The organism is Cupriavidus sp. FW305-46 (genome assembly GCF_058787075.1).
This window is the reverse complement of sequence record NZ_JBYSZI010000003.1, coordinates 144,017-161,743: the sequence shown is the minus strand read 5'-3', so window position 1 is coordinate 161,743 and position 17,727 is coordinate 144,017. Positions and strand designations below refer to the sequence as shown.

17 protein-coding genes are annotated in these 17,727 nt (G+C 66.0%); 13 read left to right on the top strand and 4 right to left on the bottom strand.

Annotated elements, in window-relative coordinates; translation table 11 throughout:
* Window positions 1–425: 425 nt before the first annotated feature.
* Together AC3WON_RS02680 and AC3WON_RS02675 are read right to left on the bottom strand one after the other, a co-directional pair.
* The gene (locus AC3WON_RS02680; RefSeq protein WP_492316965.1) at window positions 426–872 is read right to left on the bottom strand and encodes a group I truncated hemoglobin; all 447 of its coding nucleotides are present in this window, start codon (window positions 870–872) and stop codon (window positions 426–428) included.
* Between the two features lie 208 nt (window positions 873–1,080).
* The gene (locus AC3WON_RS02675; RefSeq protein WP_492351079.1) at window positions 1,081–1,791 is read right to left on the bottom strand and encodes an SDR family oxidoreductase; all 711 of its coding nucleotides are present in this window, start codon (window positions 1,789–1,791) and stop codon (window positions 1,081–1,083) included.
* A 156-nt stretch (window positions 1,792–1,947) separates the two neighbouring features.
* Here AC3WON_RS02675 and AC3WON_RS02670 point away from each other — a divergent pair, with 156 nt between their 5' ends.
* From AC3WON_RS02670 to AC3WON_RS02625, 10 genes are all read left to right on the top strand, one after another.
* Window positions 1,948–2,418, top strand: coding sequence for an SUF system Fe-S cluster assembly regulator (locus AC3WON_RS02670; protein WP_492316963.1), 471 nt, complete (start codon window positions 1,948–1,950; stop codon window positions 2,416–2,418).
* A 31-nt stretch (window positions 2,419–2,449) separates the two neighbouring features.
* Entirely contained in the window at window positions 2,450–3,898 is a 1,449-nt protein-coding gene (gene sufB, locus AC3WON_RS02665; RefSeq protein ID WP_492316962.1) for a Fe-S cluster assembly protein SufB, read from the top strand.
* A gap of 12 nt (window positions 3,899–3,910) precedes the next feature.
* Complete coding sequence (gene sufC / locus AC3WON_RS02660) at window positions 3,911–4,657, top strand: Fe-S cluster assembly ATPase SufC (protein WP_492351078.1); 747 nt, start codon at window positions 3,911–3,913, stop codon at window positions 4,655–4,657.
* A complete protein-coding gene (gene sufD, locus AC3WON_RS02655) occupies window positions 4,654–5,985 on the top strand; it encodes a Fe-S cluster assembly protein SufD (protein ID WP_492351077.1) in 1,332 nt (443 codons plus the stop codon). Before sufC ends, sufD begins: the two co-directional genes overlap by 4 nt.
* Complete coding sequence (locus AC3WON_RS02650; RefSeq protein WP_492351076.1) at window positions 5,982–7,250, top strand: SufS family cysteine desulfurase; 1,269 nt, start codon at window positions 5,982–5,984, stop codon at window positions 7,248–7,250. Before sufD ends, AC3WON_RS02650 begins: the two co-directional genes overlap by 4 nt.
* Window positions 7,250–7,696 (top strand): Fe-S cluster assembly sulfur transfer protein SufU, encoded by a 447-nt coding sequence (sufU, locus tag AC3WON_RS02645; protein ID WP_492316958.1) that lies wholly within the window; start codon window positions 7,250–7,252, stop codon window positions 7,694–7,696. Before AC3WON_RS02650 ends, sufU begins: the two co-directional genes overlap by 1 nt.
* A gap of 4 nt (window positions 7,697–7,700) precedes the next feature.
* Entirely contained in the window at window positions 7,701–8,069 is a 369-nt protein-coding gene (locus AC3WON_RS02640) for an SUF system Fe-S cluster assembly protein (RefSeq protein WP_492316957.1), read from the top strand.
* A 1-nt stretch (window position 8,070) separates the two neighbouring features.
* On the top strand, window positions 8,071–8,391 hold the full coding sequence (locus tag AC3WON_RS02635; RefSeq protein WP_492316956.1) for a Rieske (2Fe-2S) protein: 321 nt from the start codon (window positions 8,071–8,073) through the stop codon (window positions 8,389–8,391).
* A 140-nt stretch (window positions 8,392–8,531) separates the two neighbouring features.
* Window positions 8,532–11,999: an adenylate/guanylate cyclase domain-containing protein gene (locus AC3WON_RS02630; protein WP_492351075.1), complete on the top strand. Its 3,468-nt coding sequence runs from the start codon at window positions 8,532–8,534 to the stop codon at window positions 11,997–11,999.
* A complete protein-coding gene (locus tag AC3WON_RS02625) occupies window positions 11,996–12,640 on the top strand; it encodes an HD domain-containing protein (protein WP_492351074.1) in 645 nt (214 codons plus the stop codon). The genes AC3WON_RS02630 and AC3WON_RS02625 overlap by 4 nt, the downstream gene beginning before the upstream one ends.
* On the opposite strand, the gene AC3WON_RS02620 is transcribed toward AC3WON_RS02625, so the two are convergent.
* Window positions 12,621–13,652, bottom strand: a complete 1,032-nt coding sequence (locus AC3WON_RS02620; protein ID WP_492316953.1) for a patatin-like phospholipase family protein — start codon at window positions 13,650–13,652, stop codon at window positions 12,621–12,623. The two genes, AC3WON_RS02625 and AC3WON_RS02620, sit on opposite strands and share 20 nt — an antisense overlap.
* A 304-nt stretch (window positions 13,653–13,956) precedes the next feature.
* On the opposite strand from AC3WON_RS02620, the gene AC3WON_RS02615 reads away from it, so the two are divergent.
* Both AC3WON_RS02615 and AC3WON_RS02610 read left to right on the top strand, forming a co-directional pair.
* On the top strand, window positions 13,957–15,408 hold the full coding sequence (locus AC3WON_RS02615; protein WP_492351073.1) for a sensor domain-containing diguanylate cyclase: 1,452 nt from the start codon (window positions 13,957–13,959) through the stop codon (window positions 15,406–15,408).
* A 64-nt stretch (window positions 15,409–15,472) separates the two neighbouring features.
* Window positions 15,473–16,078 (top strand): T6SS immunity protein Tli4 family protein, encoded by a 606-nt coding sequence (locus AC3WON_RS02610; protein WP_492351072.1) that lies wholly within the window; start codon window positions 15,473–15,475, stop codon window positions 16,076–16,078.
* Between the two features lie 17 nt (window positions 16,079–16,095).
* Here AC3WON_RS02610 and AC3WON_RS02605 read toward each other — a convergent pair whose 3' ends face one another.
* Window positions 16,096–16,638 carry a MarR family winged helix-turn-helix transcriptional regulator gene (locus tag AC3WON_RS02605; RefSeq protein WP_492316923.1) on the bottom strand — a complete coding sequence of 181 codons (543 nt, stop codon included), beginning with the start codon at window positions 16,636–16,638 and terminating at the stop codon, window positions 16,096–16,098.
* A gap of 95 nt (window positions 16,639–16,733) precedes the next feature.
* On the opposite strand from AC3WON_RS02605, the gene AC3WON_RS02600 reads away from it, so the two are divergent.
* The gene (locus AC3WON_RS02600) at window positions 16,734–17,711 is read left to right on the top strand and encodes a Bug family tripartite tricarboxylate transporter substrate binding protein (RefSeq protein WP_492351071.1); all 978 of its coding nucleotides are present in this window, start codon (window positions 16,734–16,736) and stop codon (window positions 17,709–17,711) included.
* The last annotated feature ends 16 nt before the right edge of the window (window positions 17,712–17,727 follow it).

Below are 17,727 nucleotides of genomic sequence, written 5' to 3'. Positions count from 1 at the left end.
AGCCGCAAATATGCATTACCGGTGGCATCATCCGTATTGAATTATTTTGAGGAGTGATTTTCGAAAGATAAAAGGAACCCTCCATCTGTATGTTTTTCTACAAATGGGGATCTGGAGATCTTGATGGGAAATCACGCCATTCTTGCTGGATAAGAACTCGGCTCATATATTCCCAATCAGATTTGTCGCTCAACAACTTGTTGCGACAATCTGAAAGCAACACTATGGCCGTACTCGCATCTCCTCCGGGTTTGAACGAAAGGACGCGACGGCAAGCATGAATAATGGCGCCAAAATGCCGGCCTCCACTTGGCGGTGAACAGCACCACGCCCACGCCGGTGGTGACGCGCAGCTGGTGGCGCATGGCCGAGCGCGTCGCAGCCCGGTCGTTGGCGGGCCGACGCGAGGCTGAGGGAAAGCAGGGCTATCGAGAGACGATGTCCTTCCTCATTGGCCCTAGCATGCCGAGCAGTTCTTTCTGTTCCTGAGGCGGAACCTTGAATTTGGTGAGCGACTTCACCAGGTCTTCCACCAGCGCATCGAACTCGGCATTGGTGATGCCCATGCCGGCGTGGGCGGTCCTCATGTCACGCCCGGAGTAAGTGCATGGCCCCCCTGCGCCAGCACAAATCTGTTCAACCAGTCTAGTCTTCAGGCGCGGAATATTGGCCGTGGCGAACTTCGCATTGATGCGCGTGTCGGCAGCAACATTTCCAACAAAATCGTCGACGACCGCGGTAATTGCCTGCATGCCACCAAGCCGTTCATATAGCGAAGACGTGGCTGGCTTCGGCTTGTCCGGCATGGCGCAACCGCCGAGTCCAATCAATGCGGCTAGCAGAACGCCGTACAGGGAAGGTGAAATGCGCATGGTCGTCTCCTCGTGCAGGATTCAGACTCCCCCGGACAGATTTGAAAACAGTTGCTGGCGCAATCGGCAATGATGAACTGCCGACGCCGGCTGATATGGGCAATTCCGCTGGTTCAGCATAGCAGATTGCGGGGCTTTCTCATGGCCCTTGCGAGCAGGGAAATCCGCCGCTATCCGGATGCTCGAAGGCGCGTCACAGCATTGATCGCTACCATGGAATCGGCTGGCGATCGCGGAAGAAGCCGCCGGTGGGACCATCGTCGGGCAGCGTTGCCAGCCAGATCACCGTGTCGATGCACTGCTCCGGCGAGCGCGGCGCATCGGGGCCGCCCAGGTCGGTGCGGCACCAGCCGGGGCACACCGAGTTGACCTTGATACCGCGATCGGCCATCTCGGCGGCCAGGATACGCGTGACGGCATTCAGCGCCGTTTTCGAGATCCGGTAAGCTGGCACGCCACGGCCCATCTCCGCCAGTTGTCCCATGCCCGAAGCCAGGTTGACCACCCGGGCGGCGCGGCTGGCGCGCAGCAGCGGTGCCAGCGCCTGGGTAGTCCGGAGCACGCCGAACAGATTGGTTTCCAGGGTGCGGCGCAGGGTCTCGAGCGGTAGTTCGAGCAGGCTGGTGTGATAGTGGTCGAGTGAAACACCAGCGTTGTTGATCAGCACGTCCACGCGCCCGAAGCGTTCGGTCAGCCAGTTGGCCAGCGCGGCCGCCGAGCCTTCTTCCGTGACGTCAAGGCGGTGGCATGCGATCGGATGCCCCGCTAGCCGGAGCTCTGCCTCAAGCCCCGCGAGGTCCGCCGGCGTGCGCGCCGTGGCGACGACCAGATGGCCTTCAACAGTGGCCAGACGGCGCGTGGCTGCGCGGCCCAGGCCGCGGCTCGCGCCAGTGATGACGGTAATCGGTTGGTTGGCCATGCCTGAGGTCCTCCTCGCTGGCGCAGATAACCATCTATACACCGTCGACTGCGACTTTTGGCAGCGGCTTTCCGCATCCCGGCCTGATTTGAAACAGGGATGCCGGAACAAATCCGGACCGAATTGGTTCTAATTTAAGAAATACCGGTGGCGACAATGCTCAGACTTAGCAAGCTGACTGACTATGGCACGGTGATCATGACGCACCTGGCGCGAAACCCGGGCCGGATCTACAGTGCCGCCGAGGTCGCCGCCGCGATCGGTGTGGCGGCTCCGACGGCAAGCAAGATTCTGAAAATGCTGGCAAGGCACCACTTGCTGGAGTCGTTGCGCGGTGCCAATGGCGGCTACCTGCTGGCACGACCGCCGGAACAGATTTCGATCGCACAAGTGATTGACGCCATGGAAGGCCCGGCCGGCATGACCGAGTGCAGTGTCGCTGCCGGCCTGTGTGCGCAGGAAGGCCTGTGCGCCATTCGCGCCAACTGGCAATCGATCAATCGAGTCATCTTTAGCGCACTGAATGGCGTGACGCTGGCGGATATGGCGCAACCGGTATTACACCCGGTGGATATCGGCGCCTTGCATGCCCGACGCGCAAACGGGCCGCAAGCTGACATTTTGTGATTCAGGTGACAGTGGCAAGCGAAGGCAGACCATGGCAACCCCGGCACGCAAGCTCGATGAACTGATCAGCCAAGGCTATAAGCATGGCTTCTACACCGCCGTTGAGACGGACACGGTGCCGTGCGGGCTGGATGAGGACGTGATCCGCATGATCTCGGCCATCAAGGGCGAGCCGGAGTTCATGCTGGAGTGGCGTCTCAAGGCCTTCCGCCACTGGCTGACGATGTCCGAGCCGCACTGGGCGACGGTGACGCACCCGCCCATCGACTACCAGGCAATCGCCTACTATGCCGCGCCGCGCTCCCAGAAGGCCGGACCGAAGTCGCTGGCCGAGGTCGATCCGGAGTTGCTGCGCACCTACGAAAAGCTGGGCGTGCCGCTGCACGAGCGCGAGCTGCTTGCCGGCGTGGCCGTGGACGCGGTATTCGACAGTGTCTCGGTGGCCACCACCTTCAAGCAGAAACTGGGCGAACTCGGCATCATCTTCTGCTCGTTTTCCGAGGCGGTGCGGGACCATCCGGCGCTGGTGCAGCAGTATCTCGGCTCGGTCGTGCCCTATACCGACAACTTCTTCGCCACGCTCAACTCCGCCGTGTTCAGCGACGGCTCGTTCTGCTATATCCCGCCCGGGGTACGCTGCCCGATGGAGCTGTCGACCTACTTCCGCATCAATGCCAGCAACACCGGCCAGTTCGAGCGCACCCTGATCATCGCCGACCAGGGCGCTTACGTCAGCTACCTGGAAGGCTGCACCGCGCCGATGCGCGACGAGAACCAGCTGCATGCCGCGGTGGTGGAGCTGATCGCGCTGGAAGACGCACAGATCAAGTACGCGACCGTGCAGAACTGGTATCCGGGCGACAAGGATGGCAAGGGCGGCATCTATAACTTCGTCACCAAGCGCGGCGACTGCCGCGGCGCACGCTCGAAGATTTCGTGGACCCAGGTGGAGACCGGCTCCGCCATCACCTGGAAGTATCCGAGCGTGATCCTGCAGGGCGACGATTCGGTCGGCGAGTTCTATTCGGTCGCGCTGACCAACCACTACCAGCAGGCCGACACGGGAACCAAGATGACCCACCTCGGCAGGAACACCAGGAGCACCATCCTTTCCAAGGGCATCTCGGCCGGCCACGGCCAGAACGCGTATCGCGGGCTGGTGAAGATGGCCCGGAGCGCGGTCGGCGCGCGCAACTACTCGCAATGCGATTCGCTGCTGCTGGGCGACAAATGCGCCGCCCACACCTTCCCATACATCGAGGTGAAGAATGCCACCGGCCAGGTCGAGCACGAGGCCTCCACCTCGCGCATTGGCGAGGACCAGTTGTTCTACTGCCAGAGCCGCGGCGTCAGTGCGGAGGATGCAGTCTCGATGATCGTGAACGGCTTTTGCAAGGAAGTATTCAAGGAGCTGCCGATGGAATTCGCGGTGGAAGCCCAGAAGCTGCTGGGCGTGAGCCTGGAAGGCAGTATCGGATGAAAGAAGGCCGCCATGCTTGAGATTCGCAAGCTGCATGTCAGCGTAGACGACAAGTCCATCCTGCACGGCATCGACCTCAGCGTGAAGGCCGGCGAGGTGCACGCCATCATGGGCCCGAACGGTTCGGGCAAGAGCACCCTGGCCCACGTGCTGGCCGGGCGCGACCGCTTTACCGTGACAGAGGGCGAAGTCCTCTATGACGGCACCAACCTGCTTGGCATGCCGCCGGAGGAGCGCGCCCGCGCGGGCATCTTCCTCGCTTTCCAGTATCCGGTTGAAATTCCCGGCGTCTCCAATATCTACCTGCTCAAGGCGGGGCTCAACGCAATCCGCAAGCACCGCGGCGAGCCGGAGCTGGACGCTATGGATTTTCTCGCCCTGGTCAAGGACAAGCTCCAGCTCATGGAGATGGACCAGGACCTGCTTTACCGTTCGGTGAACGAGGGCTTCTCCGGCGGCGAGAAGAAGCGCAACGAGATCCTGCAGATGGCAGTGCTGGAGCCGCGGCTCGCCATTCTCGACGAGACCGACTCCGGCCTCGACATCGATGCGCTCAAGATCGTCGCCAGAGGCATCGAGGCCATGCGCAGCCCGCAACGCGCGATTGTGCTGGTCACGCACTACCAGCGCCTGCTCGACTACATCGTGCCGGACCAGGTCCACGTGCTTGCGCAAGGCCGCATCGCCAGGTCCGGCGGGCCGGAGCTGGCGCGCGAACTGGAGCGGCACGGCTATGCCGCGATGGAGTCTTCGACATGAGCGCAAGCGGACTGGAGCACTATCTCGCCGAGTTCGCCCGCGTCGAGGGCGCACTGCCCGGCCGCCGTCTGGGCTGGCTTGCGCACGCGCGGCGGCAGGCGCTGGATCATTTTGCCCAGGCCGGGTTCCCGACGCTGCGCCAGGAGGACTGGAAATACACCAGCGTGGCCGCACTCGAGCGAAGCCGCTTTGCCGTGGCACTGCCGCAGGCCGGCGACAGCCTGGACCCCGCGGTGGCAGCCCGGATCGAGGCGCTTGCCCTGGCCAGCGCGCACCTGATGGTGTTCGTCAATGGCGCGCACCAGCCGCAATGGTCACGCATCGGCACCCTGCCTGCGGGCATGGAGCTGGCCAGCCTCGCCGCGACGCTGGAGCGCGCGCCGGACTGCCTGGAAGCGCTGCTGTTGCGTCGCGCAAGCGACTACCCGTCCGGCTTCGCCGGCTTGAACATGGCGTTCATGACCGACGGTGCCTATATCCGCGTGGCGGCCGGCATCGTCCCGGAACAGCCGATTCACTTGCTGTTCCTCGCCACGGCTGGCGAGGTGGCAATCCATGCGCGCAACCTCGTGGTGGCGCAAGCCGGCAGCCAGGTCTGCATCGTGGAGCACCACGCGGGCCTGGATGGCGTGGGCTATTGCACCAATACCATCACTGACATCGTTGCCGAGCGCGATGCTCTGGTCGAACATCACAAGCTGCAGCAGGAGAGCCTCAAGGCCTTCCATATCGCCGGCGTGAACCTGGACCAGCGGCAGGGTAGCCGCTGCGCCTCCAGTTCCTTTGCCCTGGGCGGCGCCCTGGCGCGGGTCGACATCGAAGTCGGGCTCAATGCCGAGCATACCGAGTGCTCGCTGGACGGGCTGTATATGACCGCGGGGCGGCAGCATGTCGACCACCATACCCGCGTCGACCACGCCAGCCCGCACAGCAAGAGCCGCGAGTTGTATAAGGGCGTACTGGCGGGCGCCTCGCGCGCCGTCTTCAACGGCAAGGTGGTGGTACATGCCGATGCCCAGCACAGCGATGCGCACCAGTCCAACCGCAACCTCCTGCTGTCCGACCAGGCCGAGGTCGACACCAAGCCGCAACTGGAGATCTATGCCGACGACGTCAAATGCGGCCACGGCGCCACCGTCGGCCAGCTCGACGCCGAGCAGATCTACTACCTGCGCTCGCGCGGGATGGACGATGCCGCGGCGCGTGCCCTGCTGACCTTTGCCTTCGCCGAAGAGGTCGTCAGGCGGCTCGGCCCGGCCCCATTGCGCACGCGGCTGGAAACGCTCTTGCGCGGCAAGCTGCCTGAGCCTGTGAAGGAGCTGCCATGAACACGGCAGCGCATGAACTGATGGCCGTGGAGCGCGCCTTGCCGGTCGCCAGCCTGGAGGTAGAGCGGCTGCGGCAGGATTTCCCGATCCTGCGCCAGACCATCAACGGCAAGCCGCTGGTCTACCTGGACAACGCCGCTACCACCCAGAAGCCGCAAAGCGTGATCGCTTGCGAGGCGCATTACTACGGCGCGCTCAACGCCAATATCCACCGCGGCGTGCATACCCTGAGCCAGCGCGCCACCGATGCCTACGAGGCCGCGCGCGACGCAGTGCGAGACCTGATCAGCGCCGCCGGGCGCGAGGAAATCGTGTTCGTGCGCGGCACCACCGAGGCCATCAACCTGGTGGCGGCAAGCTTCGGCCAGCGCCTGCGCCCGGGCGACGAGATCCTGATCAGCGCGATGGAGCACCACTCCAATATCGTGCCGTGGCAACTGGCGTGCCAGCGCACCGGCGCCTTGCTGCAGGTGGCGCCGATCAACGATGCCGGCGAGCTGATGCTGGAGGAGTTCGCGCGATTGCTCGGCCCGCGCACCAGGCTGGTCGCGCTGACGCACCTCTCCAACGCGCTGGGCACCGTCAACCCGGTGCGGCACATCATCGAGCTGGCGCATGACCATGGTATCCCGGTGCTGATCGATGGCGCCCAGGCCGTTCCGCACCTCAAGGTCGACGTGCAGGCCCTCGATTGCGATTTCTACGCGTTTTCCGGGCACAAGCTTTACGGGCCCACCGGCGTCGGCGTCCTCTACGGCAAGGCCGCGCTGCTCGATGCCATGCCGCCTTACCAGGGCGGCGGGGACATGATTCGCGAGGTCACGTTCCGCAAGACCACATACAACGAGCTGCCTTACAAGTTCGAGGCCGGCACCCCCAATATCGCCGGCGTCATCGCACTTGGCGCCGCCATCGGCTATGTACGCGCGCTCGGCCTGGAAGCCATCGCCGCCCACGAGCACGCGCTGCTCGCCTACGCCAGCGCACAGGCAGCGAAGATCGCCGGCCTGCGCATGATCGGCACGGCAGCCGACAGGGCGAGCATCCTCTCGTTCACGCTGCACGGCATCCATCCCCACGATGTCGGCACCATCCTCGATCAGCACGGCGTGGCGGTCCGTGCCGGCCACCATTGCGCCATGCCGGTGATGGAGCGCTTCGGCGTGCCGGCCACGGTGCGCGCATCCTTCGCGCTGTACAACACGCGTGAAGAAGTGGATGCACTGTTCGCTGCCGTGCGCGCGGCACAGGAGGTATTCGCCTGATGCCTGACCTGCGCAACCTCTACCAGGAAGTGGTCGTCGACCACAGCCGCTCCCCGCGCAATTTCGGACGGCTGGCGGCAGCGAACCGCAGCGCCGAGGGCTTCAACCCGCTGTGCGGCGACCGGCTGACGCTGTACCTGAGAATCCGCGACGGGGTGATCGAGGACGCCAGCTTCGAGGGCTCGGGCTGCGCCATCTCCACTGCCTCTGCGTCGCTGATGACGGAAGCGCTCAAAGGCAAGACCGAGGCCCAGGCGCGAGTCCTGTTCTACAGCTTCCACGCGCTGGTGACCGGAGAGCCGGGGCAGTCCGAAGTGCCGATGGGAAAGCTGGAGGTCCTGGCCGGCGTGCGCGAGTTCCCGGCACGCGTGAAGTGCGCCACCCTGGCCTGGCATACCATGCAAGCCGCTTTGGAGAACAGCGCCAGGCCGGTCTCAACGGAGTAAAACCATGAGCATGATCGATTGGCTGCACAAGGCCAGGGACCACGAAGACAGGTTCGAGGCTGAGCCGGACAGCCTCGAGGGGCGGGTGATAGCGGCCTTGCGCACGGTGTACGACCCCGAAATCCCGGTCAATATCTACGACCTTGGCCTGATCTACCAGCTATCGGTGGACGAAGCCAGCGGCAAGGTGGGGATCCGCATGACGCTGACCGCGCCGGGCTGCCCGGTGGCGCAGACCTTCCCCGGCGTGGTGGAGAGCGCCGTGATGGAAGCCAGCGGGGTGGACGAGGTCGAGGTGGAACTGGTGTGGGACCCGCCCTGGTCGAGGGAACGGATGAGCGAGGCGGCACGCCTGGAACTGGGGCTGCTCTGAGATGAGCGAGTGGATCGATGTCGCCCGAGCCGAGGACTTCGCGCCCGGCACTTGCCGCAGCGTCGATGTCGATGGCGTCCAGGTCGCGGTATTCAATGTGGATGGCACTTACTACGCCATCGAGGACCTCTGCTCGCATGAGGCCGAGCCGCTCTGCGGCGGCGACGTGGAAGGCCAGGAAGTCGTCTGCCCGCGCCACGGCTCGCACTTTTCCCTGCTGACAGGCGAGGCGCTGTCCCCGCCCGCCTACGAGCCGGTGGCGACGTTCCCGGTCCGGGTGGCGGACGGCAAGGTGCAGGTCAGGGACGAGCGCGGGGAATAAGCGCACGCCCCGATCAGTCACCTGGCCTGGGGCGGCCTGGACGCGCTGTCACCAGGCGGCACCGCCTTGCCATCCCCGCCGATCCCGCCTCTAATAGTCTTGAGTACCGTCCAGGCGACCAACGACGGCCAGGAGGCGAAATGCGCTGCACCAGTTGCGGTTTCGCGAACCTTGCGGGAGCCAACTTCTGTGAGGCGTGCGGGGCGAAGCTTGGCCGAGCCTGCCCTCAGTGTGGCGAGGAGGCCACTGCAGCCGCGAAGTTCTGCCGCGCTTGCGGCTTTGCGCTGTCCGACACACCGGCCGGCACCGTTTCCATGCCAATGCCGGCCGCGGCCACGGCCCCGGTCCTCTACACCCCGCCCCACCTTGCCGGGCGCATCCTGGCCGAGCAGGCGGCAATGGAGGCCAGGGGCGAGACTGCCGGCGAGCGCAAGACCATCACCGCGCTGTTTGCCGACATGGCGGGCTCGACCGCGCTGACGCAGGACCTCGACCCCGAAGACGCGCGCCGGCTGATCGACCCCGTGGTGACGCTGATGATGGAAGCCGTCCACCACTATGAGGGCTATGTGGCCAAGTTCCTCGGCGACGGCATCCTGGCGCTGTTCGGCGCCCCGATTGCCCACGAGGACCATGCCTTGCGCGCGCTGTACGCGGCGCTGCGCATGCAGGACGCGATGCATCGCCACAGCGACCGGGTGCGGCTGGAGCAAGGCATCCCGCTGCAGATCCGGATCGGCGTCCATACCGGCGAAGTCGTGGTGCGCTCGATCCGCAAGGATGACCTGCACACCGACTACGATCCGGTCGGGCACACCATCCATATCGCCTCGCGCATGGAGGGGATTGCCACGCCGGCGTCGATCCTGGTCAGTGAATCGACCCACAAGCTCACCGAAGGCTATTTCGAGTTCACCGCGCTGGGGACCACCCATGTCAAGGGCGTGCGGGATCCGCTCGCGGTATATGAAGTCGTCGGCCTGGGCGCCTTGCGCACGCGCCTGCAAGTGGCGGCGCACCGCGGCCTGGCCAGGTTTGTCGGGCGCCAGGATGAGCTGGCGCACTTGCACGCGGCGCTGGGGCAGGCCAAGGCGGGGCACGGGCGCATTGTTGCAGTGGTCGGCGAAGCGGGGGTCGGCAAGTCCCGGCTGTTCCATGAATTCAAGGTCAGGTCGCAGCAGGGCTGCCTGGCGCTGGAGACCTTCTCGGTCTCGCACGGCAAGGCGTTTGCCTACCTGCCGCTGATCGAGATGCTGAAGAGCTATTTCCAGATCACGGCGCAGGACGGCGACCGCAGCTGCCGCGAAAAGATGACCGGCAGGCTGCTGACGCTGGACCGTTCGCTGGAAGAACACCTGCCCTACCTGCTCTACCTGCTCGGCACCATCGAGCCCGACTCGCCGTTGCCGACCATGGACCCGACCATCCGGCGCCAGCGCACCTTCGAGGCGATTGCGCGGCTGCTGGTCCGGGAAAGCCTAAACCAGCCGCTGGAAGTCATTTTCGAAGACCTGCAATGGCTGGACGGTGAGACCGAGGCCTTCCTCAACATGCTGATCGACCATGTGCCCGGCGCGCGGATCCTGCTGCTGGTGAACTACCGGCCGGAGTACAGCCATCGCTGGAATGCGGACGGGCATTATTCGCAGCTGCAGCTGCAGCCGCTGGGGCAGGCGGAGGCGCAGGAACTGCTGACGGCCCTGCTCGGGGACGACCGCAGCCTGGTGCCGCTGAAGCGGCTGATCCTCGACAAGACCGAAGGCAACCCCTTCTTCATGGAGGAAGTGGTCCAGACCCTGGCCGAGGAAGGCGCGCTGCTCGGCCAGCCCGGCTGCTACCGCATCGAGACCGCGCCGGCCCTGCTCCATATCCCCACCACCGTGCAAGGCGTGCTGGCCGCCCGTATCGACCGGCTGCCGCTGGCCCAGAAGGAGCTGTTGCAGACCCTGGCCGTGATCGGCAAGGAGTTCCCGCTGAGCCTGGTCCTGCGCGTGACCGGCTTGCCGGAAGACCACTTGCATCCGCTGCTGTCCGACCTGCAGGCTGCGGATTTCATCTACGAACGGCCGGCATTCCCTGAGGTCGAGTACGCCTTCAAGCACGCGCTGACCCAGGAGGTGGCCGGCAGCTCGCTGCTCACCGAGCGGCGCAGCGCCTTGCATGAAAGCTCCGCCCAGGCCATCGAGGCGCTCTTCCATGGCCGGCTCAAGGACTACTGCAGCGAACTGGCGCACCACTATAGCAACAGCGGCAACATCCCGAAGGCGGTCGAGTACCTGCACTGCGCCGGCCAGCAGGCCCTGCTGCGCTCGGCGCAGGCCGAAGCGATCCGGCACCTGAGCACCGCCATCGACCTGCTCAAGCGGCAACCCGACAGTGCCGAACGCGCGCGCCAGGAACTGACGCTGCTGCTTGCGCTCGGGCCCGCCCTGATTGCGGCCAGGGGCCAGGCATCGCCCGAAGTCGAGGGCAATTACCGGCGGGCGCTGGCCTTGTGCGAGCAAGGCCAGCAGACGCCCTACCTGTTCTCGGCACAACTGGGGCTATGGGCCTTCTATCAGCTGCGTGCGCAATACCAGGTCTCGCTGCCTTTGGGCAAGCGGCTGCTTGCGCTGGCCATGAAGTCGCAGAAACCCAAGCAGCTGGCGGAGGGCCATCGCGCGATCGGCGCCACGCTGTTCCGCCTTGGCATGCTGGACGCCGCGCGCAAGCATGTTGAGGCGGTGCTCGCGGTGCCGCATCCTGAGCAACCGGCGTACGACTTCCTGACGGGCTACGGGCGCGACCCGGCCGTCCACGCCACCAGTACGCTGGGCTGGATCCTGTGGTACCAGGGGTTGGCGGACCAGGCACTGGCGCGCTGCCAGGAGGCGCTGGCCATGGCCCGCTCCCGCCCGGATGCGTACAACCTTGCGCTGTGCCTGGTGTTTGCCGCGGAACAGCATCGCTGCCGGCACGAAGTCCGGCTGACACAGGAATACGCCGAAGCCGCCATCGCCATCTCGGGCGAACAGGGTTTTCCGATCTACCTGGCGTGGGGCACCGTGCTGCAGGGCTGGGCCATGGCGGAGCTGGGCAGTCACCAGGAAGGCATCGCGCTGATGCGCCAGGGCGTGGCCGCCTATGAGGCCACCGGCGGCAGGCTGGGCATGCCGAACCTGCTGGCCCTGGTTGCCGATGCCTGCGGCAAGGCCGGCCAGATCACCGCCGCGCTGGACGTGCTAACGCAGGCACAAGCGCTGGTGGAAGAGACTGGAGAGCGGCTCGACGAGGCAACCGTGTACCGGCTGCGCGCCGAGATTCTGCTGCAGCTGTCGGCAGAGCGCCCTCCGTCGCCGGCCGCGCAGGAGGAAGCCGAGGCCTGCTTCCAGCGGGCCATCACGGTCGCCCAGGAACAAGGTGCAAAGCCGCTGGAGCTGCAGGCCACCCTGAGCCTGGCCCGGCTGTGGCGGCAACAAGGCAAGGTCGACGCGGCGCGTGAAGTGCTGGCGCGGGTCCACGGCAGCTTCAGCGAGGGCACCGACACCGCGGACTGGCAGGAGGCCCAGGCGCTGCTTGCAGCGCTGGCGGCCGACCAGGCCAATACCCCGGAGCGCCCCCACGCATGACCTCGACGCCAGGCCTCCCCCTGCAAGACCGCTTCGTCGCGCTGTGGACACGTGCGGGCGGCACGCACGCGGCCGACGCCTATGCAGATCTCGCCCGTTGCTACGGTGAGCCGACGCGGCACTACCACACCCTCGACCATGTCCGCCGCTGCCTGCAAGACCTGGACTGGGCGCGCAGCGCGATACCGGATACCGACGAGGTGGAACTGGCGCTCTGGTGCCACGACGTCATCTACGTGCCCGGCGCCACGGACAACGAGCAACGCAGCGCCGCATGGTTGCGCCATTGGTCGGCTGGCAGCATCGCCGCCGCCGCGCGCGTGGCCGCCCTGATCCTGGAAACCACCCACGCCGAAGTGCCGGCTAGCCTGGCCGGCCGCTTCACCGCCGACATCGACCTGGCGGCGCTGGGCTGCAGCCGCGCGCGCTTCCAGGAAAATGGCGCCAACCTGCGCGCCGAACGCACCGACCTGGACGACGCCGCCTATGACGCCGCCGAGCGCGCCTTCCTGGGTGCGCTGCTGGCCAGCCCGCGCATCTACACCACCGACCTGTTCCAGGCGCGCTACGAGGCGCAGGCACGGGCCAACCTGACGTGGCGACTGGCGCAGCCGGCCTGGCCTACAGGAACTCTCCGCTGATATCGATGCTGGAGCGCTGGCCCACGCTGTCGTAGTGCTGCTCCAGCCACCGGCTCGCTTCTGCGCGGCCCTTGTCGCGCAGCGAGCACAGGAAATCCCAGTCGGCGTTGTACTTGGTGGAGACCCCCAGCGCGGCCATGGTCTGGTCCGAGCGGATCGAATGGATCCACACCTCCTTCATTTCAGTGCCGTCGAGCTTGCCCTGCTGGATCAGCGACGTGACGAAGGCAATGGCGCGCATCTCGCGCATCAGCGACGAGTTGAAGCTGACCTCATTGACGCGGTTCAGGATATCCGCGGCCGTGGTCGGCACGCCGTGGCGCACGATCGGGTTGATATGGACGATCACCACATCGTGGGTCTGGCAGTGATAGATCAGCGGGAAGATCGCCGGGTTGCCGACATAGCCGCCATCCCAGTAGTGCTGGCCGTCGATGCTGACCGCCTGGAACAGCGTGGGCACGCAGGCCGAGGCCAGCACGGCGTCGATGCTGAGTTCCTCGGGCGGGAAGATGCGTATCCGGCTGGTCTCGATATTGGTCGCACACAGGTACAGCCGGATCGGGCAATGCTCGCGCAGTGCCGCAAAGTCGACCTGGCTGCCGAGCACGTCGCGCAGCGGATTGAGGTTGTTGGGATTGAACTGGTACGGCGACAGCAGGCGCAGCGCGATGTCGGCCATCGCATACATCGGCGAATGGTTCAGGCCCAGCGTATGGCTGCTCTTGAACCAAGGCAGCCACCGGAACGGGTTGTAGCGCTGCGCCGAGTGCGCGATCGCCTCCCAGAAATCATGCAAGGCCAGGCGTGCGCCGTCACTGCCGCCCTGCAGCAGCCCGTAGGCCAGCACGGTGGCGTTCATGGCCCCGGCACTGGTGGCGCTGACGCCTTCGATCGCCAGCCTGCCGTCCTCCAGCAGCCGGTCGAGCACGCCCCAGGTAAAGGCGCCATGCATGCCGCCGCCCTGCAGGGCGAGCGCCACAGGCTTGGGTTGTGCAGGCTCTGGCTGCATGCGTTCTTCCCTTCAGCGGCGGCAACCCGCCATGCTCAAGTGTAGGGAAGAACTGTGCGTGCAGCGTAGTGCCGGACGCGCGCAGTGGCACACAGCAGGTATGCCCTGGCCAGATGGGAGCCAGGGCCGCATGCTCCGGCGCTGGCGCATAACGCAACTGAGCCAGGCTGCGGCCAGGTACTACAATGGCCGCATAAAAGCAGAACAGCTTTCCTTCGTGCGTCAAATACCTCACTTTCCGGCCCGCAAAGCCACTTTCCGCCCGGCCTCCCTGATCGTTGCCGCCAGCCTTGTCCTGGTCTGCATGATCGCGGCCCTTGGCGCGCTCGCCCTGGTGCAGATGCGCAGGGATGCACTGGACAATGCCGGCGAGGCCTCGGCCAACCTGGCGCTGACGCTGGAACGCAGCATCACGCGCAACCTGCAGATCCACGAGCTGGCGATCGGGGGCGTGGTGGAAGCCATGCACGACCCCGCACTGCTGGCGCAGCCGCCGGCGCTGCGCCAGCGGCTGCTGTTCGACCGCTCGATCAATGCCGAAGACATGGGCTCGCTGCTGGTCACCGACGCCAACGGCACGCTGGTGTTCGACTCGCACCAGTGGCCGCCGCGCCCGGTCAACGTCTCCGACCGCGACTACTTCCAGGCCCACCGCAGCGGCGATCACAGCGGCCTGTTCCTGAGCCGGCCGTTCCAGCCGCGCCTGACGCCGGAGAACAAGTCCATCGGCATCAGCCGGCGGCTCTCCGGGGCGGACGGCAGCTTTGCCGGCATCGTGGTCGGCACCTTGCGCCTGAACTACTTCCGCAAGCTGTTCGATGGCGTAAGCCTTGGCGCGGGCGGCACCCTGACGCTGCTGCGCACGGACGGCACCATCATCATGCGGCGGCCCTATGAAGCCGAATCGATCGGGCGCGACATCTCCGGCAGCCCGTCGTTTGCACCGCTGCTGCAAGGCACGCAAGGCACGTTTATCGGCGTCGCGGCAGTCGACGGGGTGCAGCGGCTCTACAGCTTCAGGCGCATTCCGGGCTTTCCGCTGCTGGTCGTGGTGGGACGCGCCACCCACGACGTGCTGGCACCGTGGTACAAGCGCGCCTGGGTGTTCGGGGCGCTGATCATCGCGCTGGACGCCGCCATCATCGCGCTCTCGGTATTGCTGTCGCGCCAATGGCGGCGCCGCGCCGAGATGGAAGAGCACCTGCGCTGGATGGTCAACACCGATGGCCTGACCGGTCTTGGCAGCCGCCGTGCGCTGGACGACGCCGCCGACGTGGAATGGCGGCGCGCGCGCCGCCACAGCCAGCCTTTGTCGCTGCTGATGCTGGACGTCGACCACTTCAAGGAATTCAATGACCGCTACGGCCACCAGGCCGGTGACGATGCGCTGGCCGCGGTGGGCGCCTGCATCCAGCGCCAGGTGCGGCGGCCGGGCGACTATGCGGGGCGCTATGGCGGCGAAGAGTTTGCCATCCTGCTGCCGCACACCAACGCTGCTGGCGCGGCCGCCATGGCGGAGGCCATCCGCGCCGCCATCGAGGCCTTGCAGATTCCGAACTCGGCCGGCGCCGACGGGCACTTGACGGTCAGCATCGGTGCGGTGACCGATGCCAACAGCCCCGGCAACGAAAAGGATTTCGCGGAGCTGCGCGCCTTCCTCCGTGCCGGCGACGAAGCGCTTTACCTGGCCAAGCGCTCCGGGCGCAATTGCGTTGCAACCTTCGGCACGACGACGGCAGTGGCAGCGGCGCCTTGAACCAGGCAGGATGAGGACGAAAAGGCAGGCCGTCGCATCTGCTGGCAGTAGCGGAATATTCCGCATGACTGCCATGAATTGTCTAAATTTTCCGGTTTTCCGAAATGTCTTCGAACCTGGTCTGCTGACTTCGATTGCCGAGCAAAGGAAGTACCTGGGTAGCCGCTACCCGAAATTGACGACCCTGCGCGAGGGCAAGCGCACGGTCGGCGTCTGGCAAGGCGAAGAATCGCTGGTCCGCCGTGCGGATGGCACACATGACTTCGAGTGGGAAGCTGTTGGCAGGGAGCGAACGACGCTGCATCCGGCAGTGATCGGCGCCAAGATGTACACCAAGGTGGCGGCCAATCGCATCGGCGCTGCGGATCAGGCCTCGCTGACGGACGAGGAAGCTGTAGCCCTCTGGGACAGGCTGCTGGATGGTGTGCGTTTCCGCGTGAACGCACCGCCGACGCAGACCGGCGATCCGGTCACGGTGCGCTCAGGCGAAACCACACCTCTGTCCGGCATCTGGCGTGCCTCGCTTCCGCCCGGACACCCTCAGGCGGATTGGGTGGCCAGCAAGTCCGGCATCCTGCGGCAAAAAGGAATGCCGATGATCCGCTTCGGGCTTTCGCCGGCCGACGAAGCGCTGGTTGTCTGGACGTGGATGGGCGAGGCCAGCACGTGAGCCCCTGCCGCATCATCTTAGGCCCGCCAGACCTGCAGCAGATCCCACGCCGGCTCCGGCCCTTCGGACTGTGGCAATGCCTGTGCCTCGACCAACATCGAGCCGGCCTGCGCCTGCAGCTTGTCCAGGCAGCGCGACAGCACGCGCGCCTCTTCCGCCGTCAGGCACGCAGCCAGCCGCGTATTGAAATCCCGCGCCTGCGCGAACGCCGCACGGTAAACGGCTTCGCCTTGCTCGGTCAGCGTGAAGGCTGCGGCGCGCCGGTCCTGGGTGCGCGTTTCGCGCCGGACCAGGCCGCGTTCCACCAGGGCGTGGACGGCGCGGCTGGCCAGCACCTTGTCAAGGCCGGCGCTTTCGGCCAGTTCGGTCAGCCGGGTTCCGGGCTGCTCGCCAAGGAAGGAGATCATGCGCCATTCGCGCCGCGTGACGCCCGCCCTGGCGCGCAGGTGCAGCGCCGCGGCGCCCAGCGCGACGCGGTTCAGGTGGTAGACCCGGTAGTTGATGAAATCTGCCAGCCGCTGCGGACGCTGCAGGCGGGTGCCGCTGTTGTCGTGTGCCATGCCACATCTGCCAGTTAGTTGACTTTGTCAATTATATCGACGGGTGTTAGCTTGCATCGACGCCGCTCGCCGGCGGACAACAAACTGGAGACATCGTGAGCCCTCGCACCCTACTTCCCCGCTTCGCCGCGTGCCTGCTGGCCGTTGCCGCGGCATGGTCCGCACCCGCCAGCGCGCAGTCGGACCGTCCGCTGCGCATCCTGGTGGGCTACCCGGCCGGCGGCACCGCCGACCTCGCCGCACGCCTGGTCGGCGACAAGCTGCGCGAGACCCTGAACCAGACCGTGGTCATCGAGAACAAGCCCGGCGCCGGCGGGCGGCTGGTGATGGACTACGCGCGTACGCAGCCGGCCGACGGCAATACCCTGGTGGTGGCCAACTCGGCGGTGATGACGATTGCGCCGCTGGTCTACCGCAAGCTCAACTACGATATCCAGCGCGATTTCACGCCCGTGGCGCAGGCCGCCAACTTCCAGCTGGCGCTCGCCACCGGGCCGGGCAGCCCGGCGCGCACGCTGAAGGACTATGTGGCATGGCTCAAGGCCAGCCCCCAGAACAACTCCTACGCCTCGCCGGCGCTGGGCAGCATCCCGCATTTCTTCGGGCTGATGGTCGGCAAGCAGGTTGGCATCGACATGCTGCACGTCCCCTTCAACGGCTCGGCGCCGCTGATGAGCGCGCTGGTCGGCGGCCAGGTGCCGGCTTCGGTCGATACCCTTGCCGACCTGACCGAAATGCACCGCGCCGGCAAGATCCGCGTGCTGGCGACTTCCGGCACGCAGCGCTCGGTGGCGCTGCCCGATGTGCCGACCTTCACCGAGCTTGGCTACAAGGGCATTGAAGGTGAAGGCCGCTACGGCCTGCTGGCGCCCGCGGGCACGCCGCGCCCGGTGCTCGACAAGCTCAACGCCGCCATCGTCAAGGCCGTGCAGTCGCCGGACGTGCGCGAGAAATTCCTCAAGCTGGGGCTGGAACCCGCAACCGGCCCGGCCGACGCCTTTGCCGGCGTGCTCAAGGCTGACGCCGGCAAGTGGGCACCGGTGGTCAAGGCGTCCGGCTATACCGGCGACTGAAGCGCGGCAAACCGAC

Excerpts from the sequence above, each read along its gene's own strand:
- AC3WON_RS02680 (WP_492316965.1), bottom strand. The coding sequence starts at position 872 with ATGCGCATTTCACCTTCCCTGTACGGCGTTCTGCTAGCCGCATTGATT.
- AC3WON_RS02675 (WP_492351079.1), bottom strand. The coding sequence starts at position 1,791 with ATGGCCAACCAACCGATTACCGTCATCACTGGCGCGAGCCGCGGCCTG.
- AC3WON_RS02670 (WP_492316963.1), top strand. The coding sequence starts at position 1,948 with ATGCTCAGACTTAGCAAGCTGACTGACTATGGCACGGTGATCATGACG.
- sufB (WP_492316962.1), top strand. The coding sequence starts at position 2,450 with ATGGCAACCCCGGCACGCAAGCTCGATGAACTGATCAGCCAAGGCTAT.
- sufC (WP_492351078.1), top strand. The coding sequence starts at position 3,911 with ATGCTTGAGATTCGCAAGCTGCATGTCAGCGTAGACGACAAGTCCATC.
- sufD (WP_492351077.1), top strand. The coding sequence starts at position 4,654 with ATGAGCGCAAGCGGACTGGAGCACTATCTCGCCGAGTTCGCCCGCGTC.
- AC3WON_RS02650 (WP_492351076.1), top strand. The coding sequence starts at position 5,982 with ATGAACACGGCAGCGCATGAACTGATGGCCGTGGAGCGCGCCTTGCCG.
- sufU (WP_492316958.1), top strand. The coding sequence starts at position 7,250 with ATGCCTGACCTGCGCAACCTCTACCAGGAAGTGGTCGTCGACCACAGC.
- AC3WON_RS02640 (WP_492316957.1), top strand. The coding sequence starts at position 7,701 with ATGAGCATGATCGATTGGCTGCACAAGGCCAGGGACCACGAAGACAGG.
- AC3WON_RS02635 (WP_492316956.1), top strand. The coding sequence starts at position 8,071 with ATGAGCGAGTGGATCGATGTCGCCCGAGCCGAGGACTTCGCGCCCGGC.
- AC3WON_RS02630 (WP_492351075.1), top strand. The coding sequence starts at position 8,532 with ATGCGCTGCACCAGTTGCGGTTTCGCGAACCTTGCGGGAGCCAACTTC.
- AC3WON_RS02625 (WP_492351074.1), top strand. The coding sequence starts at position 11,996 with ATGACCTCGACGCCAGGCCTCCCCCTGCAAGACCGCTTCGTCGCGCTG.
- AC3WON_RS02620 (WP_492316953.1), bottom strand. The coding sequence starts at position 13,652 with ATGCAGCCAGAGCCTGCACAACCCAAGCCTGTGGCGCTCGCCCTGCAG.
- AC3WON_RS02615 (WP_492351073.1), top strand. The coding sequence starts at position 13,957 with ATGATCGCGGCCCTTGGCGCGCTCGCCCTGGTGCAGATGCGCAGGGAT.
- AC3WON_RS02610 (WP_492351072.1), top strand. The coding sequence starts at position 15,473 with ATGACTGCCATGAATTGTCTAAATTTTCCGGTTTTCCGAAATGTCTTC.
- AC3WON_RS02605 (WP_492316923.1), bottom strand. The coding sequence starts at position 16,638 with ATGGCACACGACAACAGCGGCACCCGCCTGCAGCGTCCGCAGCGGCTG.